The sequence below is a fragment of the Thermasporomyces composti genome (genome assembly GCF_003386795.1).
Classification (GTDB): Bacteria; Actinomycetota; Actinomycetes; order Propionibacteriales; family Actinopolymorphaceae; genus Thermasporomyces; species Thermasporomyces composti.
Genome location: NZ_QTUC01000001.1, coordinates 1,755,331 through 1,777,971, shown reverse-complemented (window position 1 = coordinate 1,777,971; position 22,641 = coordinate 1,755,331). Strand labels below are relative to the sequence as shown.

Here is a 22,641-nt window from a genome sequence, read left to right as displayed (position 1 = left end):
TCGGTGGCAGCGGTGTCCTCGGCGTTCGACCTGGTACGAATCCCGCTCACCCCCCGCACGCGCGCACGCGCGTGTCCCTGTCTTCCGCCCTGCGGTGGCTCGTGGCCTGCGATGACACCGTCCGCCAGAACGTCAGTCGCCGCGCCGGACAGCCGCCGGGGGGGTGAGTGGCCGCGCCGGACGTGGCCGACGTCGGCGGCCGGTGCTAGCCGTGCCCATACCCCGTTCCCGGCGACCCGTCCCGGCCCGGTGCGCTTGTCCGCGAAGTCGCCACGGCTCCGCACGTGTCAGGCTGTGTCGAACCTCCCGCCGACGGGTCGAACCAGGGCTCCCGCCGTCGGACTGAAGGCTCCCGCCTGCGGGCATGGAGCCCGTATGGCGTTGGGTGACCTGCCCGCCGAGCACCGAGCCGACACCGGACGCACCGTTCTCGTCGCCGGGACGGCGGCGATCGGCGGTTTCCTGTTCGGGTTCGACACGGCGGTCATCAACGGCGCGGTCGGCGCAGTCCGGGAGACGTTCGACCCCTCGTCCCTGCTGCTCGGGCTGTCGGTCGCCGCGGCGCTCCTCGGCTCGGCGACCGGCGCGTGGTTCGCGGGGCCGCTGGCCAACCGCTTGGGCCGGGTCCGGGTGATGGTGATCGCGGCCGCGGTGTTCTTCGTCAGCGGGCTGGGATCGGGTCTGGCGTTCTCGATCTACGACCTGGCGTTCTGGCGGTTCGTCGGAGGCATGGGCGTCGGAGCCGCGTCGGTCATCGCGCCGGCGTACATCGCGGAGATCTCCCCGGCGAGGATCCGAGGCCGACTGGGGTCGCTCCAGCAGCTCGCCATCGTCTTCGGCATCTTCGTCGCCTTGCTGATCGACTTCGCGCTCGCCACCTACGCCGGTGGCGCCGCCGAGCCCATGTGGTTCGGCTTGCCCGCGTGGCGATGGATGCTGCTGTCGTTGATGGTCCCGGCGCTCGCCTACGGCACGCTCGCCATGCAGCTCCCGGAGTCACCGCGTTTCCTGGTGGGCAAGGGTCGCACCGCCGAGGCGAAGGCCGTGACCATGCGCTACATCGGGGGTGACGTCGACGCGAAGGTCGAGGAGATCCGACGGACGCTCGCCCTCGAGCGCAGGCTCAGCATGGCGGACCTGCGCGGGCCGACGCTCGGCCTGCTTCCCATCGTGTGGGTCGGCATCCTGCTGTCGGTCTTCCAGCAGTTCGTCGGCATCAACGTGATCTTCTACTACTCGACGGTGCTCTGGCAGGCGGTTGGCTTCAGCGAGCGCGACTCGTTCGCGATCACCGTGATCACCTCGGTGACGAACATCGTCACCACGCTCATCGCCATCGCCACCATCGACCGCCTCGGCCGGAAGCCTCTGTTGTTGATCGGGTCGGCCGGGATGACGGTGTCGCTGGGGGCGCTGGCGTACTCGTTCGGGACCGCCCCGATCGTGGCCGGCGAGCCCATGCTGAGCGAGGTCATGGGGCCGGTGGCGCTGGTCGCCGCCAACCTCTTCGTCGTGTTCTTCGGGCTCAGCTGGGGACCGGTCGTCTGGGTGCTGCTCGGGGAGATGTTCGCCAACCGGATCCGCGCCCAGGCGCTCGCCGTCGCGGTAGCCGCGCAGTGGATCGCCAACTTCGTGGTCTCCACGACCTTCCCCGTCCTCCAGGACCTGGGGCTGGCGTTCGCCTACGGCCTGTACACGTTCTTCGCGGCGCTGTCGTTCCTGTTCGTCCTGCGACGGGTGCCTGAGACCAAGGGCAAGGAGCTGGAGGCGATGTAACGCTGGTGGGGTGGCGGGACGATGGGACGTCTAGGCCGCGACCGATCGCGCGGCGTACTGGGCCCGCCGCCAGACCTTGCGGTAGGCCTCCAGCCCGTCGGGGCAGAGTGGGCCGCGGGGACCGGCGGTGATCGCCACGCGCTCCGGTGCCGTCCCCCACACCGGCACCCCGGCCTGGATCCAGTTGTTGAGCGCCTCCTGGTAGCTGCGCGTATAGGTCCGGGCTGAGCAGATGACCAGGCCCGCCGGCGTGGTCTCCGGCACGATGTCGAGGACCGCCTCCACGCGCGAGGTCTCGATCCCACCGACCCGCGTCGGGACGATCACGACCGTCGCCCGGCTCAGCGCCTTGGTCAGCAGACGCTCGTGCGCCGGTGGAGTGTCGACGACGACCACACCGTCGGCCGCCGCCTTGTCGAGCGCCTTCGTCAACAGCCGCTCGGTCGGCGCCTCGATGACCTGGATCCGCTGCAACCGCTCGTCGGTCGCGTTCTCGACCCACTCGGCGGCACTGGCCTGCGGGTCGGCGTCGATGAGCGTTGCCGTGCGGCGGCCCGAGGCGGCGAGCGCGGCGAGGTAGACCGATGTGGTGGTCTTGCCGACCCCACCCTTCAGTGCAGCTGTCACCACGATCACGCCTGTGACCGTACCGCGCGTGGAGGGTGAAAGACAGCCCTCACCCGGCGAGTGGGTCGGTGAGTCCGCCGCTCAGGCGTGCCGGCGGCGCCGCTCCCGCTGCGGGAGGACGACGTACTTGGGGTCGCGAGCCGAGGCCCGCCCGGCGTAGAAGACGCCGAAGCGCATGCACAGCCCTCCGGCGAGCAGCGCCACGCCGGCCGCGACCGTCGCGGCTCGGGTGCGCCGCCCCGTCAGCGCCAGACCCGCGCCGACGCTGGTGAGCGCCCGCCCCGCGGTGAACAGGCGACGCGGCAACCCGGTCCGGTAGGGCTCGCCGACGATGCCGCCGCGACGCTCGATGCGACGGAGTGCGGCCAGCTCCATGCCCGCGCCCACGACCGCCATCCGGCGCGCCGGGCCCGACTCGGCGAGCGGCGTGGCCAGCAGCGCGGCGCCGCCGGCGGTGGCGAGCGCGCTCCCGCCGAAGGCGAACGGCAGCTCCGGGTAGTACTCGTGCCACGCCGGGACCGCGGTGTTGGCGAGCAGCACCGAGGTGTAGGTGGACATCGCCGGACCCAGGACGCCGGCGACCATCCCGGCGGCGCGGCCCCAGCGAGGCAGGACGCCCGTCAGCTCGGACGCCGCGGCTGTGGCCGCGACGGCGGAGAAGGGAGCCAGGATCCACGATCCCACCGACAGTGGCGAGGTGGGCTTCAGGACTCGCAGCATGTTGAGGAACCGCCGCGGCCGGCCCAGGTCGTGGATGAGGGCGAGGACGCTGGAGGAGGAGGCCACCGCCGCGGCGTACCGGCTGACCCGGGCCAGCTCAGGCCGACGGGTCAGGTCAGCCAACGCCGCCGCGGACGCGGAGGCTCCGGCCAACCCGCCGAGGAAGAGGTAGAGCGGGACGTCGGGAACCTTCCACGGCGGCTCCTTGAGGATCGGGCGTCCGTAGTAGGACCGGAACGTCGCAGGGGGCACCGTCGGTCGCTCCGCGCGCATGGCTCACCGCCGTCCCAGGAACGAGGCGACCACGCCCGCCGCCACGGCCAGCGCCGCGACGGCCGCGTGCCGCCACATCGAAGGCAGATCCTTGGTGGTGACGACCGGGTCCGGCGGCAGCCCGTAGACCTCCGGCTCGTCGAGGAGGAGGAAGAAGGCGCCGTCGCCACCCACTCCGTCGTCGGGGTCGTCGCCGTAGAGCTGTGCTGTCTCCACGCCCGCGGCTTGGAGCTCGCGGATCCGCCGCCGGGCTCGGCGCCGCAGCTCGTCCAGCTCCCCGAACTGGATCGAGTCGGTGGGGCAGGCCTTGGCGCACGCCGGCTCGAGGCCGTCCCGCAGGCGGTCGTAGCACAGGGTGCACTTGTACGCGCCGCCGTCGCCGGGCCGAATGTCGATGACGCCGTAGGGACATGCCGACACGCAGTAGCCGCAGCCGTTGCACACGTCGTTCTGGACGACGACGGTGCCGAACTCGGTGCGGAACAGCGCGCCGGTCGGACAGACGTCGAGGCAGGCGGCGTGCGTGCAGTGCTTGCAGACGTCGCTCGCCATCAGCCAGCGGAGCGACGTCCCGTCACCGTTCTCGGCGGTGTCGGTCGCGGTCGAGTCGGACGCCGACGCCGGAGGGCCGACGGTGGGCATCCCGAGGTCGACCGGAGGGCCGTGGCGAGGAACTCGCTGCTCGACGAACGCCACGTGCCGCCACGTGCTCGCCCCGAGGGCCCCGGTGTTGTCGTAGGAGTGGCCGAGGAGCTGCATGCCGTCGTCGGGCAGCATGTTCCACTCCTTGCACGCGACCTCGCACGCCTTGCACCCGATGCACAGCGAGGTGTCGGTGAAGAACCCGACCCGTGGCGGGTGGTCGTCGGGATGGCCAGCGTCCTTGGCCGGGTCAGCCAGCGGCCCGGCCAACCGGTTGCTCATCGGGGTGGCTCCTTCCGGGTCGGCCCGTCCGTACCGTCCGTGTCTGGGGGAGCGTCGCCGGGGGCGACGGTGCCGTGCGCGGTCCTGGCGTCCCTCGGGGTCCTGCCGTCCGCCGAGCCGCCGTTCAGCCCGGTCAGCTCGGTGACGCCGGCCCGGGCGCGGTAGTCGGCCACGAGGTCCAGCAGGTCCCGGCCCCGGGGGCGGCGTCCTGGCCGGATGTCACACGTCGCGGCCTTCGACTCCTGGATGTGGACGTTGGGGTCGAGGACCACGGCGAGCAGCTCGTTGGCCGCGTCCCCGACGACGAGCCCGTTCGGTCCCCAGTGGTACGGCAGGCCTACCTGGTGCACGGTGCGCCCACGGATCCGTAGGCTGGGGATGCGCTCGGTGACGAGGACCAGCGCCTCCACCGCCGTCCGCGCGGTCACGATCGTCGCCCAGCCCAGGTGGGTGAGCCCACGCTCGGCGGCGAGCTCGGGCGAGACCTCGCAGAAGAACTCCGGTTGGAGCTCCGACAGGTACGGCAGGAACCGGCTCATCCCGCCCGCCGTGTGGTGCTCGGTGAGACGGTAGGTGGTGAGGACGTACGGGAACACCTCGCTGCCCGGCTCGCTCCCGCTGGGCTGGTAGCGGTTGTGGGGGTCGGGGTAGGTGCCGCGGACCGGGTTGGACCGCTGGCCGTACAGCGGGTTGTCGAAGGGCGACTCGGCTGGCTCGTAGTGAGTCGGCAGGGGACCGTCGACCAGGCCGGACGGCGCAAACAGCCACGCCTTGCCATCCGGCTGCATGATGAACGGATCCGTGCCGGCCAGGCCACGCTCGGCCCGGGCGCCCTCCGGCGGCTGGTAGTCGGGCGGCTTGGTCGGCTCGAAGTCGGGGACGTCGACTCCGGTCCACGTGCCGCGCTCGGCGTCCCACCACACGTACTTTTTCCGGTCGCTCCACGGCCGGCCCTGGGGGTCGGCGGAGGCGCGGTTGTAGAGGATGCGGCGGTTGGCCGGCCAGGCCCACCCCCACTCGGGGGCGACCCAGCTCTGCTCCCGAGCCGGACGACGGTTGGCCGCGTGGTTGCGCTCGCCGGCGTAGACCCCGCAGTAGATCCACGTGCCGCACCTGGTGGAGCCGTCGTCCCTGAGCTCGGTGTAGGAGGAGAGGGCGGCGCCGTCCGGCCCGACTCCGTTGATCTCCCGCAGCACGGCCTCCGCGCTGGGCTCGGCGGTGGGGCCGTGGGTCGGGTAGTCCCAGACGAGGTCGAGGAGCGGGCGGTCGCGCTCGTCGGTCGAGCCCGCCAGCTTCTCCTTGATGAGCCGACCCAGGTGGAAGTAGAACCACAGGTCGCTGCGGGCGTCGCCGGGCGGGTCGACCGCCTTGTGACGCCACTGCAGCAGCCGCTGCGTGTTGGTGAACGTGCCCTCCTTCTCGGCGTGGGACGCGGCGGGGAAGAAGAACACCTCGGTCGGGATCTCCTCCGGTTTCAGCTCGCCGGTCTCGATCTCTGGCCCGTCCTTCCAGAACGTCGCGCTCTCGATCAGCCGCAAGTCGCGGACGACCAGCCAGTCGAGGTTGGCCATGCCGAGTCGTTGCAGCTTGGCGTTCGCCGACCCGACGGCCGGGTTCTCGCCGGCGAGGAAGTAGCCCCGGCACTCGCCGGACAGCTGGTTCATCACCGTCTGGTACGTGCCGTGGTTGCCGGTGATGCGGGGCAGGTAGTCGAAGCAGAAGTCGTTCTCCGCGGTCGCGGTGTCACCCCACCAGGCCTTGAGCAGGCTCACGGCGTAGGAGCGCATGTTGCCCCAGAACCCCACCTGCGCCGAGTCCACCGCGGTGTAGCTGTCGAGGTCGGTGTGCACCGTGGCGTGCGGCATCGGCAGGTAGCCGGGCAGGAGGTTGAACAGCGTCGGGACGTCGGTCGAGCCCTGGATGCTGGCGTGACCGCGCAGCGCCAAGATCCCCCCGCCTGGTCGGCCGATGTTGCCGAGCAAGGTCTGCAGGATCGCGGCGGTCCGGATGTACTGGACTCCCACGGTGTGCTGGGTCCAGCCGACCGAGTAGCAGAACGCCGTCGTGCGGTCCCGGCCGGAGTTCTCGGTGATGGCCCGCGCCACCCGCAGGAACAGCTCGCGGGGGACCCCGCACACCTCCTCCACCAGCTCGGGCGTGTACCGGGCGAAGTGGCGCTTGAGGACCTGGTAGACGCAGCGGGGATGGCGCAGGGTCGGGTCGTGCCGGGGACGGGCGCGGAGGGCCGCGCCACCGCTGCCGTAGGTCTCCGAGCGGGCCGTCTCGCCGTGGACCCGACCCCCGGTCGCGCCGGCCCGTGGACCGCGCTCCCCGTCCGCGGGGATGTCGATGGGCTCCCCGTCGTACATCCAGCTGTGCGTGTCGTAGTGCCTGCTCTCCGGGTCGTAGCCGGAGAAGACGCCGTCGAGGTCCTCGGTGTCGCGGAAGTCCTCCCGCAGGATCGCCGAGGCGTTCGTGTAGGCGACGACGTACTCGCGGAAGTCCAGCTCGTTCTGCAGGACGTGGTTGACGAGAGCACCGAGGAACGCGATGTCGGACCCGGCCCGCAGCGGCACATGAATGTCGGCGACCGCGCTCGTTCGCGTGAACCTCGGGTCGACGTGGATGATCGTCGCTCCCCGGTTCTTCGCCTCCATCACCCACTGGAAGCCGACCGGGTGGCACTCGGCCATGTTCGAGCCTTGGATGACGATGCAGTCGGCGTTCTGGAGGTCCTGCTGGAACGTCGTGGCGCCGCCCCGACCGAAGGAGGTTCCCAGACCGGGAACCGTGGAGGAGTGTCAAATACGAGCCTGGTTCTCGATCTGGATAGCCCCCAGGGCGGTGTAGAGCTTCTTCATCAAGTAGTTCTCTTCGATGTCCAGCGTCGCGCCGCCCAGGCTCGCGATGCCCATCGTGCGCCGCACTCGCCGACCGTCAAGCTCGTCCTGCCATGTCTCACGCCTGGTTCGAATCACCCGGTCGGCGACCATGTCCATCGCCTGTTCGAGCGGGATCTGCTCCCACTCGGTGCCGTACGGACGCCGGTAGAGCACGGTCGTGACCCGGTTCGGGCTCGTCACCAGCTGTTTGCTGGCCGCGCCCTTCGGGCACAGCCGGCCACGGGAGATGGGCGAGTCGGGATCGCCTTCGATCTGGGTGATGCGACCGTCCTTGACGTAGATCCGCTGGCCACAGCCGACGGCGCAGTAGGGGCACACCGACTGCACCACCCGGTCCGCCTGGGCGGTTCGGCTGGTCAGCGCGCGGGTCTTCGCCGACATCACCGCCGTGCCACGTCCCAGCGGGTCTGGGCCAGTGAGCTGACGGTAGACCGGCCAGCTTTCGATCCACTGTCTCACGCCCATGGTCGCCTCCGTGACTTCTGGCGACACCTTCCCGCGGGTCCTCCAGGCAAACGGGATCGGCGCGCACAGGCTCTGACTCCCCAGCGTAGCGATCGTGGCGACGCCGGGGAGGTCAACGGCGAGGAAGCTCCGGACCGGGCCGGAAGCGGACCGGGTTGCCTCACCAATCCCATGTCGTCTCAGGACGACGTCTCGGCGCGCAGTCGGTCGAGGGTGGCCAGGATCTCCGCCGCGGCGATCTCGTGGCCCGCCTTGTTGGGGTGGTAGTAGTGGCTCAGCAGTGACTCCTTCGGTGTCCCGGCGTCGATCGCCTCCTGCCAGCGGGCGCTCACGTCCGCGACGGGGAGGCCGAACCTCCGGCCCAGGCCCCGGATCACCTCGGCCCGAACGCTGAGCGGGTCGGCCGGGTCGCCGAGGTCGTGCGGCACGGTTCCCGTGGGCGTGACGAGGACGACGACGACGTGGTTCTTCCGCGCCGTCGTGATCATGTCGCGCCACGCCCGCTCCATCTCGTCGGGCGAGAGGTTCGTGTCGTTGATGGCGTAGTCGATGAACAGCAGGTCCGGCCGATGGCTCAGCACATCGCGGCGGAAACGCGCCGCTCCCTGAGCTGAGTGCTCGCCGCCGATCGCGGTGACGATGGTGTTGACCACCGCGGTCGGGAAGCGCGCGTTCAAGCCCTGGTACACCATGAACGGGTAGGACTCGAAGGGCTTCACCTCCGGGGTCTGGTGGTAGCCGGCCGGGACGCTGTGGCCGTGGAAGACGACGTTGATCGTGCGGTTCGCCGGCCACTGCTTGGTCAGCTCCTCGAAGAGTCGCCGCGCGTCCGCGGCGTGATCCGGCAAGCCCTTGCTCGGCGCCGGCGCGGACGCCGTCGTCGTGATCGCGTCCGTCGTGTGAGCGTGTGCCGCTGTCGCGCCGAGGGAGCCGGCGAGCGTGGCGAGGGTCATCACGGTGAACGCTCGGCGATTCGCGACGGGTCTCGGCATGAGCATGTCTCCTCGTGGCGGACCAGGGATCACGGCCTCGTGGTGGCACGGTCTGAGCTGAGGTCTGCTGAAGAGTACGGCGGTGGAGGATCGGCCGCGAGAGTTGTGCTGGGATTGGCCATCCACGTCAGATCACCCTGCACGTCAGGTCACCATCCACGTCAGATCAATGGCGACTCCAGCGAAGGGCCACGCCTGCTGACCGAGGAGCTAGTCGAGGCCACCGAGCCGGGCGGTCACGTCCGGGTCAGCTCACTCGACGGCCGGGTGGTCGGTTCAGGCGATGGGTGCCGTCGGGCAGGCGTTCGGTGATGCCCTCACGGTCGAGGAGCTCCATGAGCGGGACGGCGACGCGACGGGTGGTCCGCAAGGCGGTCTTGGCCTGGCTGAGCGTGAACGGCTGAGGGAGGTCGGCGAGGACGTGCCGGGCCTGCTCGACCGCGTCGGGGAGGAGGACGACGCCGTCCGCGATCCTGCGCAGGCGGCCGGCCCGTACCGCGGCGGCCAGCTCGCGGGTGCCGAGCCCGAGCGCGGCGAGCCGGTGCGCGTCCGGGGCGGCGAAAGGCGCGTCCGCCAGCTCCTTCTCGAGCGTGGTGACGGCCTGGTCGACGTGGGGTGGAAGCGCGGTGGCGTCGGAGCGGCGCACGCGGCCGTCGCGGAGGCGGAGACCTGCCGCCCGGACCGCGAGGTCGACGAGGTCGGCGGGCAGCCCGAACCGTCGGCGTACCACCTCGGCCGGCACGCCCGCGGCGACCGGGTCTCGGTCGAGCCACTCGGTCACCACCGTGGGGATCCGGGCGGTGAGGTCCGCCCAGCGCGCCGGGTCGACCCACCAGTCGCCGGCCACGTTGGTGCCCGCGGGCGGCAGCCCCATCGCGCGGAACTCGGCCGAGCGGAGGAAGCCTCGGTGACGGAGCTGCAGCGTCGCGAGACGCTCCCGGTCGAGTCCCGCGAACCGCGCGGCGGTCCGGCCGATCTCGGCCAGGTCGGCCGCACGTGCCCGAGCCGCGCCGCGTCGGCGCAGCTCGGGTGGATGGACGTCGAGCACCACGGCTCCGGCGACGACCCGCTCCTCGCCACGCTGCCGGCCCGGATCGCGGAGCACGCCGCGGTCGCCGGCGCGGAGCGGAAGCGGGTGGGCGAGGGTCAGCCGCGCCACCTCGGAGCTCGCCCCCAAGGGACGCAGTCGGGCGGGCACCGCCGCCGACCCCACGTGCAGCACCACGTGGGTGGGCAGCCTCACCTCCCCGGCGTACCGCAAAGCGACGTCGACCACCGTGGTGCGGGGCCAGACAGTCGGTGTGAGGAGCGCGACGCCGCGCGCCAGCGCGCCACGCTCGACGCCGCGCAGGTTCACCGCGACCCGTGCCGGGGCCGGGACGCGGGTGCGCTCCCGCTTGAGCGTCTGCAGCCCTCGGATCCGCACCCGCTGACCCGTCGTGGACACCTCCAGCTCGTCGTCGGTGTGCAGGGTGCCGGCGCCGAGCGTGCCGGTGACCACGGTGCCCGCGCCGTGGATGGTGAACACCCGGTCGATCCACAGGCGGACGTCGGCCTCGGTGTCCGCGGCGGGTATCCGGTTGGCGAGCCGGGCCAGCTCGGCGCGGAGCTCGTCCAAGCCGGCACCGGTCAGGGCGCTCACCGCGACCGCCGGCAGCCCGGCCAACGTGGTGCCGGACAGGTGGTCCAGCGCCTCGGCGGTGGCCGGCGCGGGGTCGGCGAGGTCGGAGCGGGTGATGACGAGGACACCGTGGCGCACCCCGATCGCGTCGAGAGCGGCCAGGTGCTCCGCCGACTGAGGTCGCCAGCCCTCGTCGGCCGCGACCACGAACATCGTCGCCGGGACGGGGCCCACGCCCGCCAGCATGGTGGGCACGAAGCGTTCGTGCCCCGGGACGTCGACGAACGCCACCTCGTGCCCGCCGGGCAACGTCGTCCATGCGAAGCCCAAGTCGAGGGTGAGACCACGCCGGCGTTCTTCCTCCCACCGGTCAGGCTCCATGCCGGTGAGCGCGCGGACCAGGGTGGACTTGCCGTGGTCGACGTGACCGGCGGTCGCTACGACGTCCACGTCCGCTCGCCCTTCCGCCGGTGGTGAACGGCGCGAACCGCCGCCAGCAGGCGGGCGTCGTCGTCGGGTGCGACCGTGCGCAGGTCGAGGACACAGCGACCGCGTCGCACCCGCCCGACCACGGGTGGGGAACCGGTCCGCAGCTCGCGCGCCCAGGCGGCCGGGACGCCGATACCCCAGCTGGGCAGCTCGACGTCGGGGGCGCCACCCCCGCCGATCGCCGAGTGGCAGCGGACGACCTCCGCGTCGATACCCTCGTCGGCCAGGGTCTTCGCGAGGCGTTCGGCCCGGACGCGCAGCTCGTCCTCCTTCGTCTCGAGGGCGACTGTCACCGGTGGCGCCGGCCCGCGCAGGGTGGCCTCGAGCGCGGCGAGGGTGAGCTTGTCGACCCGCAGCGCACGGGCCACCGGGTGGCGGCGCAGCCGCTCCACCACGTCCGCGGAACCGAGAAGGAGGCCGCACTGCGGTCCGCCGAGCAGCTTGTCCCCGCTCGCGGTGACCAGGGTCGCGCCGGCGCGCAGGGTGCTCGCGGCGTCCGGCTCGTTCGGCAACAAGGGGTGCGGGCGGAGCAAGCCGGACCCGATGTCGACCACGACGGGGACGCCCAGCGTGGCGAGCTCGGCGACGCTCACGCTCGCGGTGAACCCGCGAACGACGAAGTTCGACGGATGCACCTTGAGGATGAACGCGGTCCGCTCGCCGAGCGCCCGTCGGTAGTCCTCGAGGGTCGTTCGGTTGGTGGTGCCGACCTCGCGGATACGAGCTCCGCTCGCCCCGAGCAGCTCGGGGATGCGGAAGCCGTCGCCGATCTCCACGAACTCCCCACGGCTGAGCAGGATGTCGGCGTCACCCGCCAGCGCCATCGCGGTGAGCAGGAGCGCGGCCGCGTTGTTGTTGACGACGTGGACGGCCTCCGCGTCCGGCACGGCCTCGGCGAGCGCGGCGAGGGCGCCCCGGCCGCGGCGCGCCCGGGCTCCGGTGGCGAGGTCGAACTCGACGTCGGTCGACCCCGTCGCGACGTCGATGGCGTCGCGAGCCGCCCGCGAGAGTGGCGCGCGGCCGAGGTTGGTGTGGACCAGGACGCCGGTGGCGTTGACGACCGGGCTCAGCGTGGTGGCGCGCTCCGGCAGGGAGGCGAGGACCACGCTGACCACCTCATCCGGCGCGACCCGTCCCGCCCGCGCCTGCTCCTGGACGGCCGCCACGGTGGCCTTGACCGTCGCTCGGCCGAGCACGCACATCGCGTGAGCGATCTGCGGGTGGGCGAGGACCGCGTCGGTGCGCGGGACGTGTCGTCGGGTGTCGCTCATCACCGCTCCCGGCTGGTGCGCGGGCAGGGGTGCGCGCGGTAGCGGAGGCGGACGGGAATCGAACCCGCCAGCGACAGGACCTGCCGCTCATCGGTGTTGAAGACCGTGCCGGCCACCAGGCCGGAGACGCCTCCCCGGGGCATGGTCGTCATTGTGGCAGTTTGACCGCTTCTCGTCACTCTCGCGTGTCAGGCTGTCGCGGCGCGTGGTGGGTGGTCACCATGGCGACATGACGACGACGAGTGCCGTGCGCCTCACCCAGTACGCCCACGGCGGCGGCTGCGCGTGCAAGATCCCACCGGGCGAGCTGGAGACCATCGTCGCCGGCCTCGCGAGGTCGACGGCGAGCGCCGAGACGTCCGCCGTCGGCGGTGACCAACCCGTCGGCGACCTGCTCGTCGGGCTCGACGCCGGTGACGACGCCGCCGTCGTCGGGCTGAGCGACGGGCTCGCGGTGGTGGCCACCACGGACTTCTTCACTCCCGTCGTCGACGACCCGTACGACTGGGGCCGCATCGCGGCGGCCAACGCGTTGTCCGACGTCTACGCGATGGGCGGACGCCCCGTCGTGGCGCTCAACCTGCTGGCTTGGCCGCGGGACGTCCTGCCGTTCGAGCTGGCGACGGAGGTGCTGCGCGGCGGGCTCGCGGTGGCGAACCAGGCCGGGTGTCACGTCGCGGGTGGGCACAGCGTCGACGACCCGGAGCCGAAGTACGGCATGGCGGTCACCGGCGTCGTGCGCCCGGACCAGGTGATGCGCAACGACGCCGGACGTCCCGGTCTGCCGCTGTCCTTGACCAAGCCGCTGGGGATCGGCGTCCTCAACTCCCGGCACAAGGCGACGGGCGAGGTGTTCCCGCAGGCCGTCGAGACGATGGCGACGCTGAACCGGGACGCCGCGCGGGCGGCGGTGCAGGCGGGTATCCGGTGCGCCACCGACGTCACCGGGTTCGGCCTGCTCGGACACCTGTACAAGCTGGCGCGAGCCAGCGGTGTCACGGCGATCGTCGACTCCGCCGCTGTCCCGTATCTCGAGGGGGCGCGGGAGGCGCTGCGGGACGGCTACGTGAGCGGCGGGACGCGGCGCAACCTGGACTGGGTGGCGCCGTGGACCGACCTGTCCGCTGTGAGCACGGACGAGGCGCTGCTGCTCGCGGACGCCCAGACGTCCGGCGGCCTGCTGGTCGCCGGTGAGATCCCTGGCGCGCCGGTGATCGGGGAGCTGGTTCCCCGAGGTGAGTACGCCGTCGTGGTGCGCTAGGCGCCTTTGTCGAGACGCGCTCACCCAGGCTGTCTCACCTGTCAAGACTCTCTTGACATGATGCCGCAGCGGCGTTGATGACGACGCGGCAAGTCGGCATTGCTCAAAGCGCCCGCTTCGTCACCGATGTCGAACCGGGGCTCCTTCGCGCCGCCTCGCCCGCGGGCATCGCTGTGAGTGTCCGCCGTAATCCCGATTGCCGGGAGTGGTCTCCCCGCTATTGTGACGCGCACATCGCCATACCCGCCTACGATGACAGTCAGTAGTCAGGGGTGTCGGTAGAAGAATCCGATTCCCGGCGGGGGGGCGACATGAGCAACGCTGGCCGCGATCGCGGAAGCTTCAGTTGGAAAGATCCTCGAGCCTTTCTCGGGCTGATCCTGCTGCTTTCCTTCGGCGCGTTCGTCTCGTATCTGTCGATGCGCGCGAACGCCTGGGAGCAGTACCTCAGCCTCTATTCCGGTGTGGCAGCGGTGCTCACCGGAACACTCGGTGCCGTCCTCGGCGTGCTGCTCACCTACGGACGGGTGCAGGACGCCAAGAACGAGATGAACCACGCCATCCTCGAGCGTCAGGAGATCCAGTCCAGGCTCGAGGGCATGTACAGCGTCCTCGCCGACGCGCGGGAGACGTTGGCCAAGGTCGAGCTGGTGCTTCGCGAGGCGGGCGCGCTCCGCCACGCGCGGAAGAACGACCAGACCAAGTTCGTCGAGCGCCTGGGTTTCGAGTCCGAGACGCTCAACCAGGCGGTCGCATCCGTGCGTGACGCGATCCCGCCGGAAGCGGCCTTCGTCGACACCTCTCGAGTCCACGAGGTCGACCCGAGGCTGGACACCCTCGCGCTCAACGCCGAGGAGGTTCTCGACGAGGTGCGGGCGCGGCACAGGTACCTTCGCCGACCGGACTGAGAGCCGCGTCGCCGGCGCGAGACGCCGGCCGGGCGGCGCACCTCCCACGGGACCCGGCGCTCGGTCAGCCACCTGACCCAGCGCTGGGCCCCGCACTATCGTGACGTCATGACGGGTAACGTGGCTCAGCCCCCTGAGCCGTATGTGCGAGCATCCGACGCGGATCGAGAACGCGTCGTCGAAATCCTCGGGCACGCCTTGGCGGACGGCCGGCTCACGGTGCAGGAGCACGCCGAGCGCCTCGACGCCGTCTACGCCGCCAAGACCGTAGGCGAACTCGAACCACTGACCCGCGACCTCGTGCCCACGAGCACACCCTCGGCCGCCGCGTCGTCCCTCGTCGATCCCAGCGGAGCCGCCGAGCACCAGGACCGGATGGTCGCGATCTTCGGCGGCGTGCAGCGTCGAGGTCGCTGGCGGGTGCGGCGGCGCGCCAGGGCCGTGGCAGTCTTCGGTGGTATCGACCTCGACCTGAACGACGCGACGTTCGACGCGCCGGTCGTCGAGATCACGCTGTTCACCCTCTTCGGGGGCATCAGCATCCGCGTTCCTGACGGTGTCGAGGTGCGCGACGAGAGCAGCAGCGTGTTCGGCGGCGTCAGCGTCGACACCGACGACCCACCTGCCTCCGGCGGGCCCGTCGTCGTGCTCAAGGGTCTGAGCATCTTCGGCGGCGTGGACGCGCGACGCCGCAGGGGTGGCCGCTGCTGAGTCCCAGCCAGTGGGACTCCCGACCATCGGCACGCCGGTGGCCGAGCGCGCTCGGTTCCCGAGGCGGGGCATGATGGGCTCGATGGCCTTTCGCATGCTGGCCTGGAGCGAGCCGGGCGACCCACGAGTCGAGAACGAGGACTTCGTCGCGACGAGCGCGGACGTGGCGGTGGTGCTCGACGGCGTGACCCCGCTCGACCGGGACGACACCGGCTGCCAGCACGGTGTCGCGTGGTACGCGCGGACTCTCGGCACCTACCTGCTCCAGCTCGCGGGAGACCGGCGTGACTCCCTCGCCGACTGCCTGGCGACGGCGATCCGCCGGGTGCGGGACGACCACGCGGGCACCTGCGACCTCGACCACTTCGACAGCCCAGCGGCGACCGTCTCCGCCGTCCGGGTCCGCGATGGCCGGCTGGAGTACCTGGTGTTGTCGGACGCGTCCGTCGTCCTCGACCTCGAGTCCGACGGCACGAAGCCCGACATCCGGTGGATCACCGACCACCGGGCCTCGGAGGTCGGCCGCCGACTGCGCGCGGCGGGGATCCCGCCGACGGGGCACGCCGTGCGCACCCACCGCAACCGGGCAGGCGGGTACTGGGTCGCCGCCGAGCGCCCGGAGGCGGCCTACCAGGCGCTCGGCGGCAGTGTGCCCGTGGCCGAGGTGCGTCGGGCCGTCATCGCGAGCGACGGCGCCACGCGGCTCATCGACGTCTTCGGGCTGTTCGACTGGACGGACGCGCTGGACCTCATCGAGCACGAGGGCGTCGACGCCTACGTCGCGCGAACGCGGGCGGTGGAGAAGGAGGACGCGGCACGTCCGAGCGCGAGCCGGGTGAACCGAGGCAAGACCCACGACGACACCACGCTGGTGTTCCTCACCAGGTGGACGTGATGTCGACGCCTCCGGACACCTCACGCGCCGAGGCCAGCGTCCCTGACGTCGTGAGCGTCCCTGACATCGTGGCGCCTGGTCTCGCGGTGTTGTTCTGCGGCATCAACCCCAGCCTCACCTCGGGCGCGACGGGCTGGCACTTCGCCCACCCGACCAACAGGTTCTGGCGCGCGCTCTACGAGGCCGGGCTGACACCGAGGCTGCTGCGACCCGCCGAGCAGCGTGACCTGGTGACGTATCGGCTGGGCGTCACCAACCTCGTCCGACGACCGACGGGGCGAGCGAGCGAGGTGACCGTCGAGGAGCTTCGCGCCGGCGCCGAGCGGCTGCGCTGGCTGGTGGAGGAGTACGAGCCCCGGTGGGTCGCGGTCCTGGGGGTCACGGCGTACCGCCTGGCGTTCGGCGTGCGGACGGCGAGAATCGGGCGCCAGCGGGACCAGCTGGGTGGGGCCCGGCTGTGGGTGCTGCCGAACCCGAGCGGTCTCAACGCGCACTACACGCCCGGGGACCTGGCCGTGGAGTTCGCCCGCCTCGGCGAGGCGGCGGGCCTCGTCTGATCCGCGTCCGCCGCGCCTCGTCAGCCGACGCTCGGGGGTAGCCGGCGCGGCATGGCGACGTACAGCACGCCAGGCAGGTCGGGCCCATCGAGGGACTCACGCCCGGTGAGACAGGCCGGCCGGATCCCCTCGTTGAACGCGAGCCGGACGTAGGGGGTGTCGAGCCCGTCCAAGCCGTCGAGCAGGTAGCCGGCGTTGAAGGCCGTGGTGGTGCCGGAACCCTCCAGTCGGGCTGGGAGACGTTCGCGTCCCCGGGTGTCCACGTCGCCGGCCGCGCCCACGGCGATCTCGTCGTCCGCGATGGTGAGCACGACGGCGGAGTAGCGGTCGGCGACGATGCAGATCCGGCGGAGCGCCGCGCGGAGGTCCTCGAGCGCGACGGTGACGGCCCCCACGAAGTCGGTGGGGACCTTGGTCCGCAGCGCCGGGTAGGTCTCGTCGATGAGCCGCATCGTGGTGAGCCGGTGGTCGGTGCCGAGGCTCAGCAAGGACTCGCCGAGCTCGCCGACACCGACGGTGAGGGAGTCGGAGTGCCCGAGGCTCTTCGCGGCGTCAGCGAGCAGTCGGGCTGGCACCACCACCTGTGCGGGGAGGTCCGGCACCGTGGGCTTCCAGGGCACGTCCCGGATCGCGATGCGGAACCGGTCGGAGGCGGTGAGGGTGAGGGACTCCGACCCGAACTCGACGAGGCACCCGGACAGGACAGGGATGGTGCCGTTCCGCAGCGCGATCTTGGACATGTGCGCCACCGCTCGGGCGAACGCCCCGGCGTCCACCGCGCCGACGGGCCCAGGCGCGGGAGGCAGCTCGGGGTAGTCGTCGAGTGGCAGCGTGGGAAGGGTGAACTCGATCGCCCCGGTGGAGATCTCGACCGTCGAACCGTGGGAGCGGACGTCGACGTCCCGGGCCGGCAGGGCGTGCACGACCTCGGCGAAGACCCGACCAGGCAGCAGCACCTCACCGGGTTCGTCGACCCGAACCGGCAGGGTCGCGGTGGAGCTGGCTTCGTAGTCGTATCCGGTGAACCGGACCTGGTCCGCGTCGGCGGACACCCGAAGGCCGCTGAGCGCCGGGAGCGGCGCGCCGTGTCCGGCGGTGTGCCGTGCGGCGAACGCTGCCGCCTTCCCGAGGAGGTCGGCCGCTGCGGTGAATCTCATACGGGGTCCTCTCGTGCGTGCGGGCGGTCGAGCCTAGACCCGCCCGTCGACATACCCCTTTGTCCACCACTGGACACGACCCGCCGGTGGCACCGTCCCTGGCGGACGCCGACCTCGACACTGCGCCGCGCTGCGGAGGCAGCGGCGCCGCTGGCACGACGACGCCGCGCTCATGCCGACAGCGGCACGAACGCGGCGCCCGCGTCGCTCGCTCCTCGCGTCACACCACGGCGCCGGAGCCGGACTGTCGAGCGCGCCGCCGGGCGACCGACTCCGGGGCCCGCGTCCGAACGCGCGGCGGCGGGTCGTTACGCCGCGCCTGGAGCTCGATCGCCAGCGGCGTCGCCACGAACGACGAGGAGTAGGTCCCGACGAGCAGGCCGACCAGCAGGGCGATCGCGAAGTCGGTGAGCGAGTCACCGCCGAGGACGGCGAGCGCGGCCAGGATGAACATCGCGCCCATGCCGGTGTTGACGGTCCGCGGCACCGTCTGGAGGACCGCCTGGTTGGCGTTCTCCGCGAACGGCCGCCTCGGGTTGCTCGCCCACAGCTCGCGCACCCGGTCGAACACCACCACCGTGTCGTTGACCGACAGACCGATGATCGTCAACGCGGCGGCGAGGAAGACGCCGTCGAAGGGCTTGCCGAGCCAGGCGAACAGACCCACGACGATCAGCAGGTCGTGGAACATCGCGAGGACGGCGGACACGCCGAACGTCCACCGGAACCGGATCGCGAGGTAGACCATCTGCGCGAGCAGAGCGACGCCCAAGGCGATGAGGGCCTTGGTGCGCAACTCGGCGCCCAGGCTCGGGCCGATGAGCTCGTCGCGCTCCTTCTCGACGTCCCCAGCGAGCCTCTCCAAGGCACGCTCGATCCTGAGCGCCTCGTCGGTGGTGATCTGCTCGGTCCGCACCGAGATGTCGTCGTCGCCGGAACGCTGGACGACAGCTCGCGGGAACCCGGCGTCGGCCACCGCCTCGCGGGCCTCGTCGACGTCGATGGGCTGGTTGGAGGAGTAGACCAGCTGGCGGCCGCCGGCGAACTCGACGCCGAGGTTGAGCCCCTTGGCGGCGATTCCGCCCACCGCCAGGACCGTCAGCAGCGCCGAGACGAGGAGGAAGGTACGGCCGTGCCGCATCAGGTTCGGGCTGCGGTCGGTGATCCACGACCGCACCCGGCCGATGCTCGACAGCCCGGTGACGCCCGGGTGGTTGCGGACGAAGCTTCGCCGAACCGCCCACTCGGTCAGCATCCGAGCGACGACCAAGGCCGAGATCATCGACGCCAAGACACCGATGGAGAGGGTGACGCCGAAGCCGCGCACCGGACCGGAGGCCAGGAAGAACAACAGCCCGGCCGCGAGCACCGTCGTGACGTTGGAGTCGATGATGGCCGACCACGCGCCGGAGAAGCCCCGGGTCAGGGCGGACAGCAGCCCTCGCTTGGGCGTCGCGGCGTACTCCTCCCGCGCGCGCTCGAAGATGAGCACGTTCGCGTCGATCGCCATACCGATCGCCAGCACGAAGCCCGCCAGGCCGGGCAGGGTGAGCGTGGCGCCGAGGGCCACCAGGATGGCGTAGGAGATGAGCGTGTAGCAGGCGAGCGCCAGGGTGGCGAGGAAGCCCATCAACCGGTAGACCGCGACGATGAACAGCCCGGTGAGGGCGAGGCCGATGATCGCGGCCTGGGCGCTCGCCTCGATGGCCTCCTTGCCCAGCGTCGGACCGATGACCCGCTGCTCGACGATCTCGACGGGCACGGGGAGCGCGCCACCTTTGATCAGCGCGGCGAGCTCCTGTGCCGACTGCTGGTCGAACGCGCCGGTGATCTCGGTGGAGCCGCCCACGATGCCGACGTTGCACGGCACGTCCGGGCTGACCTGGGGGGAGGAGATCACCTTGTTGTCGAGCACGATGGCGACCCGGCGGGTGGGGTCACCGACCGGCGCGCACGCGGCCTTGGCGGTCAGCTTCGTCCAGGCGTCGTCGCCCTTGCCGTTGAAGTCGATGGTGACGAACCACCCGGTGCCGCGGCTCGGGTCGGTGCGGCCGGCGGCGTCGGAGACACCCTCACCGGTCAGCGCGGCCGGGCCCAGACGGATCCACTGACCCGCCTCGTCCTGGATGACGCGCTCGCCCTTCTTCTCCGGCTTGTCGCCCTTCTGGGCGGCTGCCAGGACGGGGTGGAAGGTCAGCTGCGCGGTCCGCCCCACGACTCGCTCGGCCTCTCGTGGGTCCTGGAGCCCGGGCAGCTCGACGATGATCCGGTTCTCCCCGCTCCGGGTGAGGTTGGGCTCGGCGACACCGAGCGCGTCGACCCGGCGGCGCAGCACCTCCAACGCTCGGTCGGTCGCCGCGGCGTCCGCCTTCGTCGTCGGGCTGTCCTTGGTCTCCAAGACGATCTGGGTACCGCCGCGCAGGTCGAGGCCGAGACGGGCGGGTGTGCTGATGGCGAAGTAGAGCGCGCCGGCGACGATGATGAGCGACACGATGGCGCGGACGAGGGAAGCGCGAGACACGCGTTGCCTCCGAGGGGACTAGGTGACGGACGGGATCCCGAGCGCCTGGCCGCGCCGGTCGCGGTCAGGCCGAGCCCGGGCTCGGAGGCGCGCGAACGTCGGCGAGAGGTGACCCGCTGCCCTCGTCCGCGGAGGCGTCAGCCGACCCATCGGCGGCGTCCCGCCGCAGCCCTGCCGCCACGGAAGCGACGGCGAGATCAGCGGCGAGACCGACGCGACCGCTCGGCGCGCGGGCCTCGGCGTCGGTGACGTTGGCGGAGGTCACGGTGCCCGGTCGTGGGGCGAGATCGAAGGCCGACCTCAGGTCGCCGGAATGCCGCTCGGTCGCCAGGCGCGGGCTCGCCGAACCGCCCGCTGTCAGGACGGCCGCTCCGGGCTGCGCGAGGCCCACGAGGACGCCGAGGAGGACGCCGACGACGGCGGTCGCGGCGCCGCGAATCCGTCCGCGCGGGGCGCGAGTGCCTGGCACGACCGGTCCCTTCGAAGGATGCGAGGGCTGGAGCCTGCACAGTCTACGGCGCTGAACGGAGGCGAGGGCGGCGGCGGGGCCGGTGCCCGAGGGTGGCACCATCGTGGGCGACCAAGCGCGAGGAGGGACGCCGATGGCGGCTGGGTCTTCGCAGGTGTCGGAGCTGTTCGACCCCGCGGCGTGGAAGCCGGTCGACGGCTTCGAGTTCACCGACATCACCTACCACCGGGCCGTGGACCAGGGGACGGTGCGAATCGCGTTCAACCGTCCCGAGGTGCGCAACGCGTTCCGTCCGCACACGGTCGACGAGCTGTACCGAGCGCTCGACCACGCGCGGACGACGCCGGATGTCGGCTGTGTCCTCCTCACCGGGAACGGCCCGTCGCCGAAGGACGGCGGGTGGGCCTTCTGCTCCGGTGGTGACCAACGGGTCCGTGGCCCCGCGGGCTACCAGTACGCCGAGGGCGAGACCGCCGACACGATCGACCGGGCCCGGCTGGGGCGCCTGCACATCCTGGAGGTCCAGCGGCTGATCCGGTTCATGCCGAAGGTGGTGATCTGCGTCGTCCCAGGGTGGGCGGCCGGGGGTGGGCACAGCCTGCACGTGGTCTGCGACCTCACGCTGGCCAGCCGCGAGCACGCCCGCTTCAAGCAGACCGACGCGGACGTGGCCAGCTTCGACGGTGGGTTCGGCTCGGCCTACCTCGCGCGGCAGGTGGGGCAGAAGTTCGCGCGCGAGATCTTCTTCCTCGGCCGCGAGTACGACGCGGAGGAGGCCCACCGGATGGGCATGGTGAACGCGGTCGTTCCCCACGCGGACCTGGAGCGGGTCGCGCTGGAGTGGGCCCGCGTCATCAACGCCAAGAGCCCCACGGCACTGCGCATGCTCAAGTACGCGTTCAACCTCATCGACGACGGTCTGGTGGGCCAGCAGCTGTTCGCCGGTGAGGCGACCCGCCTGGCCTACATGACGGACGAGGCCGCCGAGGGGCGGGACGCCTTCTTGGAGAAGCGTGCCCCGGATTGGTCCAGGTTCCCCTACTACTACTGAGTTCCCCGCCTCCTGACCGACCTTCCGCCCACGACCGCCTTCTCGTCCGCCGGAGGACGCTGTCCCGCCTTCGCGGAAGTCCCCTGTCGCCCTCAAGGCCCTGCCTAGCCTCGTGGTGACGGGGGACGACAGCGCGTCGCGTGCGACGCCGTGAGGGGGGACCGTGGAGGAGGCCGCGGCCGTCATCGAACGGTCCGGGTCATCGATCCACTACTGGACCGCCGGTCCGGAACGGTCCCCCCTCGTCGTCTTCACCCACGACGGCTTGGCCGACCACCGCATGTTCGACGCGCAGCTCGCCACGCTGTGGGAGGCGGGTTACCGCACGCTGCGCTGGGACATGCGGGGACATGGTCGTTCCCAGCCGTTGGGCAAGACCCCCTTGACAGTCCGCGACCTCGCGGACGACCTTCTCGCCGTGCTGGACGCCATCACCCTCGGTCGGCCGTTCTGCCTGGTCGGGCAAGGGTTGGGGGGACAGGTGGCCCAGGTGGTGGCGCGCTGGCGGCCGGAGCGCGCGGCGGCTCTCGTCCTCGTCGCGACCGCCCAGGTCGCGGAGCGGGTGCCAGTTCGGCGACGCGTTGGCTGGTGGTGGTCACGAGCGCGGCTCCGGTGTCGCGATGACGGGTGGCTGCGGCATCGCGTGGCGCGGGCCGCCGCGCTGCGACGCAGCGCCCAGACGTACGCCTTTGCCGCGACGGACCCGTTGAGCCGACGGCACCTCGTCGAGATCCTTCGCGCCACGTGGCTCGCCGCACATCCGCGCCCGACCTACCTCGAGCCCTCCTACCCGGGCACGCACTACTCGTCCCTGGCGTACGTGGCGGCGCAGCCGGTCCTCCTCCTCGTCGGCGACCACGACGCCGCCGGCCTCCGGGCCGCGCGGCGCTGGTCCGAACGCGACCCCCGCTGTGAGCTCGTCGTCGTCCCGTACGCCGGCCACCGCGCCAACCAGGACAACCCCACGGAGTTCAACCACGCGCTCGTGTCGTTTCTGGCCGCGCATTGTCCGGTTCCGCGCGGCGTTCGCTGAGGTCTCCGCGGCTACCA

General features: G+C 71.7%; 18 protein-coding genes, 1 tRNA gene and 1 pseudogene. 8 read left to right on the top strand and 12 right to left on the bottom strand.

Annotation, left to right across the window (positions count from 1 at the left end; all coding sequences use genetic code 11):
• The first annotated feature begins 375 nt into the window (after positions 1-375).
• A complete protein-coding gene (locus DFJ64_RS07775; protein ID WP_115849851.1) occupies positions 376-1,776 on the top strand; it encodes a sugar porter family MFS transporter in 1,401 nt (466 codons plus the stop codon).
• Positions 1,777-1,806: 30 nt separating this feature from the next.
• Here DFJ64_RS07775 and DFJ64_RS07770 read toward each other — a convergent pair whose 3' ends face one another.
• From DFJ64_RS07770 to DFJ64_RS19405, 9 genes and pseudogenes are all read right to left on the bottom strand, one after another.
• A complete protein-coding gene (locus DFJ64_RS07770) occupies positions 1,807-2,412 on the bottom strand; it encodes a ParA family protein (protein WP_115849850.1) in 606 nt (201 codons plus the stop codon).
• A 72-nt stretch (positions 2,413-2,484) separates the two neighbouring features.
• A complete protein-coding gene (gene nrfD / locus DFJ64_RS07765; RefSeq protein WP_211310528.1) occupies positions 2,485-3,375 on the bottom strand; it encodes an NrfD/PsrC family molybdoenzyme membrane anchor subunit in 891 nt (296 codons plus the stop codon).
• A gap of 24 nt (positions 3,376-3,399) precedes the next feature.
• Positions 3,400-4,320: a 4Fe-4S dicluster domain-containing protein gene (locus DFJ64_RS07760; protein WP_115849848.1), complete on the bottom strand. Its 921-nt coding sequence runs from the start codon at positions 4,318-4,320 to the stop codon at positions 3,400-3,402.
• Positions 4,317-7,109, bottom strand: a pseudogene (fdh, locus tag DFJ64_RS07755) (formate dehydrogenase); the annotation flags it as partial. The pseudogene fdh and the gene DFJ64_RS07760, both read right to left, overlap by 4 nt.
• A gap of 12 nt (positions 7,110-7,121) precedes the next feature.
• On the bottom strand, positions 7,122-7,688 hold the full coding sequence (locus tag DFJ64_RS20285) for a dehydrogenase (protein ID WP_115851908.1): 567 nt from the start codon (positions 7,686-7,688) through the stop codon (positions 7,122-7,124).
• 179 nt (positions 7,689-7,867) lie between these two features.
• Entirely contained in the window at positions 7,868-8,680 is an 813-nt protein-coding gene (locus DFJ64_RS07745; RefSeq protein ID WP_170152539.1) for an SGNH/GDSL hydrolase family protein, read from the bottom strand.
• A gap of 247 nt (positions 8,681-8,927) precedes the next feature.
• On the bottom strand, positions 8,928-10,751 hold the full coding sequence (gene selB / locus DFJ64_RS07740; protein WP_115849845.1) for a selenocysteine-specific translation elongation factor: 1,824 nt from the start codon (positions 10,749-10,751) through the stop codon (positions 8,928-8,930).
• Entirely contained in the window at positions 10,739-12,061 is a 1,323-nt protein-coding gene (gene selA, locus DFJ64_RS07735; protein WP_115849844.1) for an L-seryl-tRNA(Sec) selenium transferase, read from the bottom strand. The genes selB and selA overlap by 13 nt, the downstream gene beginning before the upstream one ends.
• A 42-nt stretch (positions 12,062-12,103) precedes the next feature.
• Positions 12,104-12,195 (bottom strand) — tRNA-Sec (locus DFJ64_RS19405).
• 95 nt (positions 12,196-12,290) lie between these two features.
• Here DFJ64_RS19405 and selD point away from each other — a divergent pair.
• The 5 genes from selD to mug all read left to right on the top strand — a co-directional run bounded on the left by selD (position 12,291) and on the right by mug (position 16,393).
• A complete protein-coding gene (gene selD, locus DFJ64_RS07730; protein ID WP_115849843.1) occupies positions 12,291-13,322 on the top strand; it encodes a selenide, water dikinase SelD in 1,032 nt (343 codons plus the stop codon).
• A 311-nt stretch (positions 13,323-13,633) separates the two neighbouring features.
• A complete protein-coding gene (locus DFJ64_RS07725) occupies positions 13,634-14,230 on the top strand; it encodes a hypothetical protein (RefSeq protein ID WP_115849842.1) in 597 nt (198 codons plus the stop codon).
• Positions 14,231-14,338: 108 nt separating this feature from the next.
• Positions 14,339-14,941 (top strand): DUF1707 SHOCT-like domain-containing protein, encoded by a 603-nt coding sequence (locus DFJ64_RS07720; protein WP_115849841.1) that lies wholly within the window; start codon positions 14,339-14,341, stop codon positions 14,939-14,941.
• An 82-nt stretch (positions 14,942-15,023) separates the two neighbouring features.
• Complete coding sequence (locus DFJ64_RS07715) at positions 15,024-15,836, top strand: protein phosphatase 2C domain-containing protein (protein WP_211310527.1); 813 nt, start codon at positions 15,024-15,026, stop codon at positions 15,834-15,836.
• Positions 15,836-16,393 carry a G/U mismatch-specific DNA glycosylase gene (gene mug, locus DFJ64_RS07710; RefSeq protein ID WP_115851906.1) on the top strand — a complete coding sequence of 186 codons (558 nt, stop codon included), beginning with the start codon at positions 15,836-15,838 and terminating at the stop codon, positions 16,391-16,393. The genes DFJ64_RS07715 and mug overlap by 1 nt, the downstream gene beginning before the upstream one ends.
• A 20-nt stretch (positions 16,394-16,413) precedes the next feature.
• Here mug and dnaN read toward each other — a convergent pair whose 3' ends face one another.
• From dnaN to DFJ64_RS07695, 3 genes are all read right to left on the bottom strand, one after another.
• Positions 16,414-17,550 carry a DNA polymerase III subunit beta gene (dnaN, locus tag DFJ64_RS07705; protein WP_115849840.1) on the bottom strand — a complete coding sequence of 379 codons (1,137 nt, stop codon included), beginning with the start codon at positions 17,548-17,550 and terminating at the stop codon, positions 16,414-16,416.
• Positions 17,551-17,770: 220 nt separating this feature from the next.
• The gene (gene secD / locus DFJ64_RS07700; RefSeq protein WP_115849839.1) at positions 17,771-20,071 is read right to left on the bottom strand and encodes a protein translocase subunit SecD; all 2,301 of its coding nucleotides are present in this window, start codon (positions 20,069-20,071) and stop codon (positions 17,771-17,773) included.
• Between the two features lie 64 nt (positions 20,072-20,135).
• Complete coding sequence (locus DFJ64_RS07695) at positions 20,136-20,540, bottom strand: hypothetical protein (protein ID WP_115849838.1); 405 nt, start codon at positions 20,538-20,540, stop codon at positions 20,136-20,138.
• A 133-nt stretch (positions 20,541-20,673) separates the two neighbouring features.
• Between DFJ64_RS07695 and DFJ64_RS07690 the strand changes: the two genes are divergently transcribed.
• Both DFJ64_RS07690 and DFJ64_RS07680 read left to right on the top strand, forming a co-directional pair.
• A complete protein-coding gene (locus tag DFJ64_RS07690; RefSeq protein WP_115849837.1) occupies positions 20,674-21,591 on the top strand; it encodes a 1,4-dihydroxy-2-naphthoyl-CoA synthase in 918 nt (305 codons plus the stop codon).
• Positions 21,592-21,754: 163 nt separating this feature from the next.
• A complete protein-coding gene (locus DFJ64_RS07680) occupies positions 21,755-22,624 on the top strand; it encodes an alpha/beta fold hydrolase (protein WP_170152538.1) in 870 nt (289 codons plus the stop codon).
• The last annotated feature ends 17 nt before the right edge of the window (positions 22,625-22,641 follow it).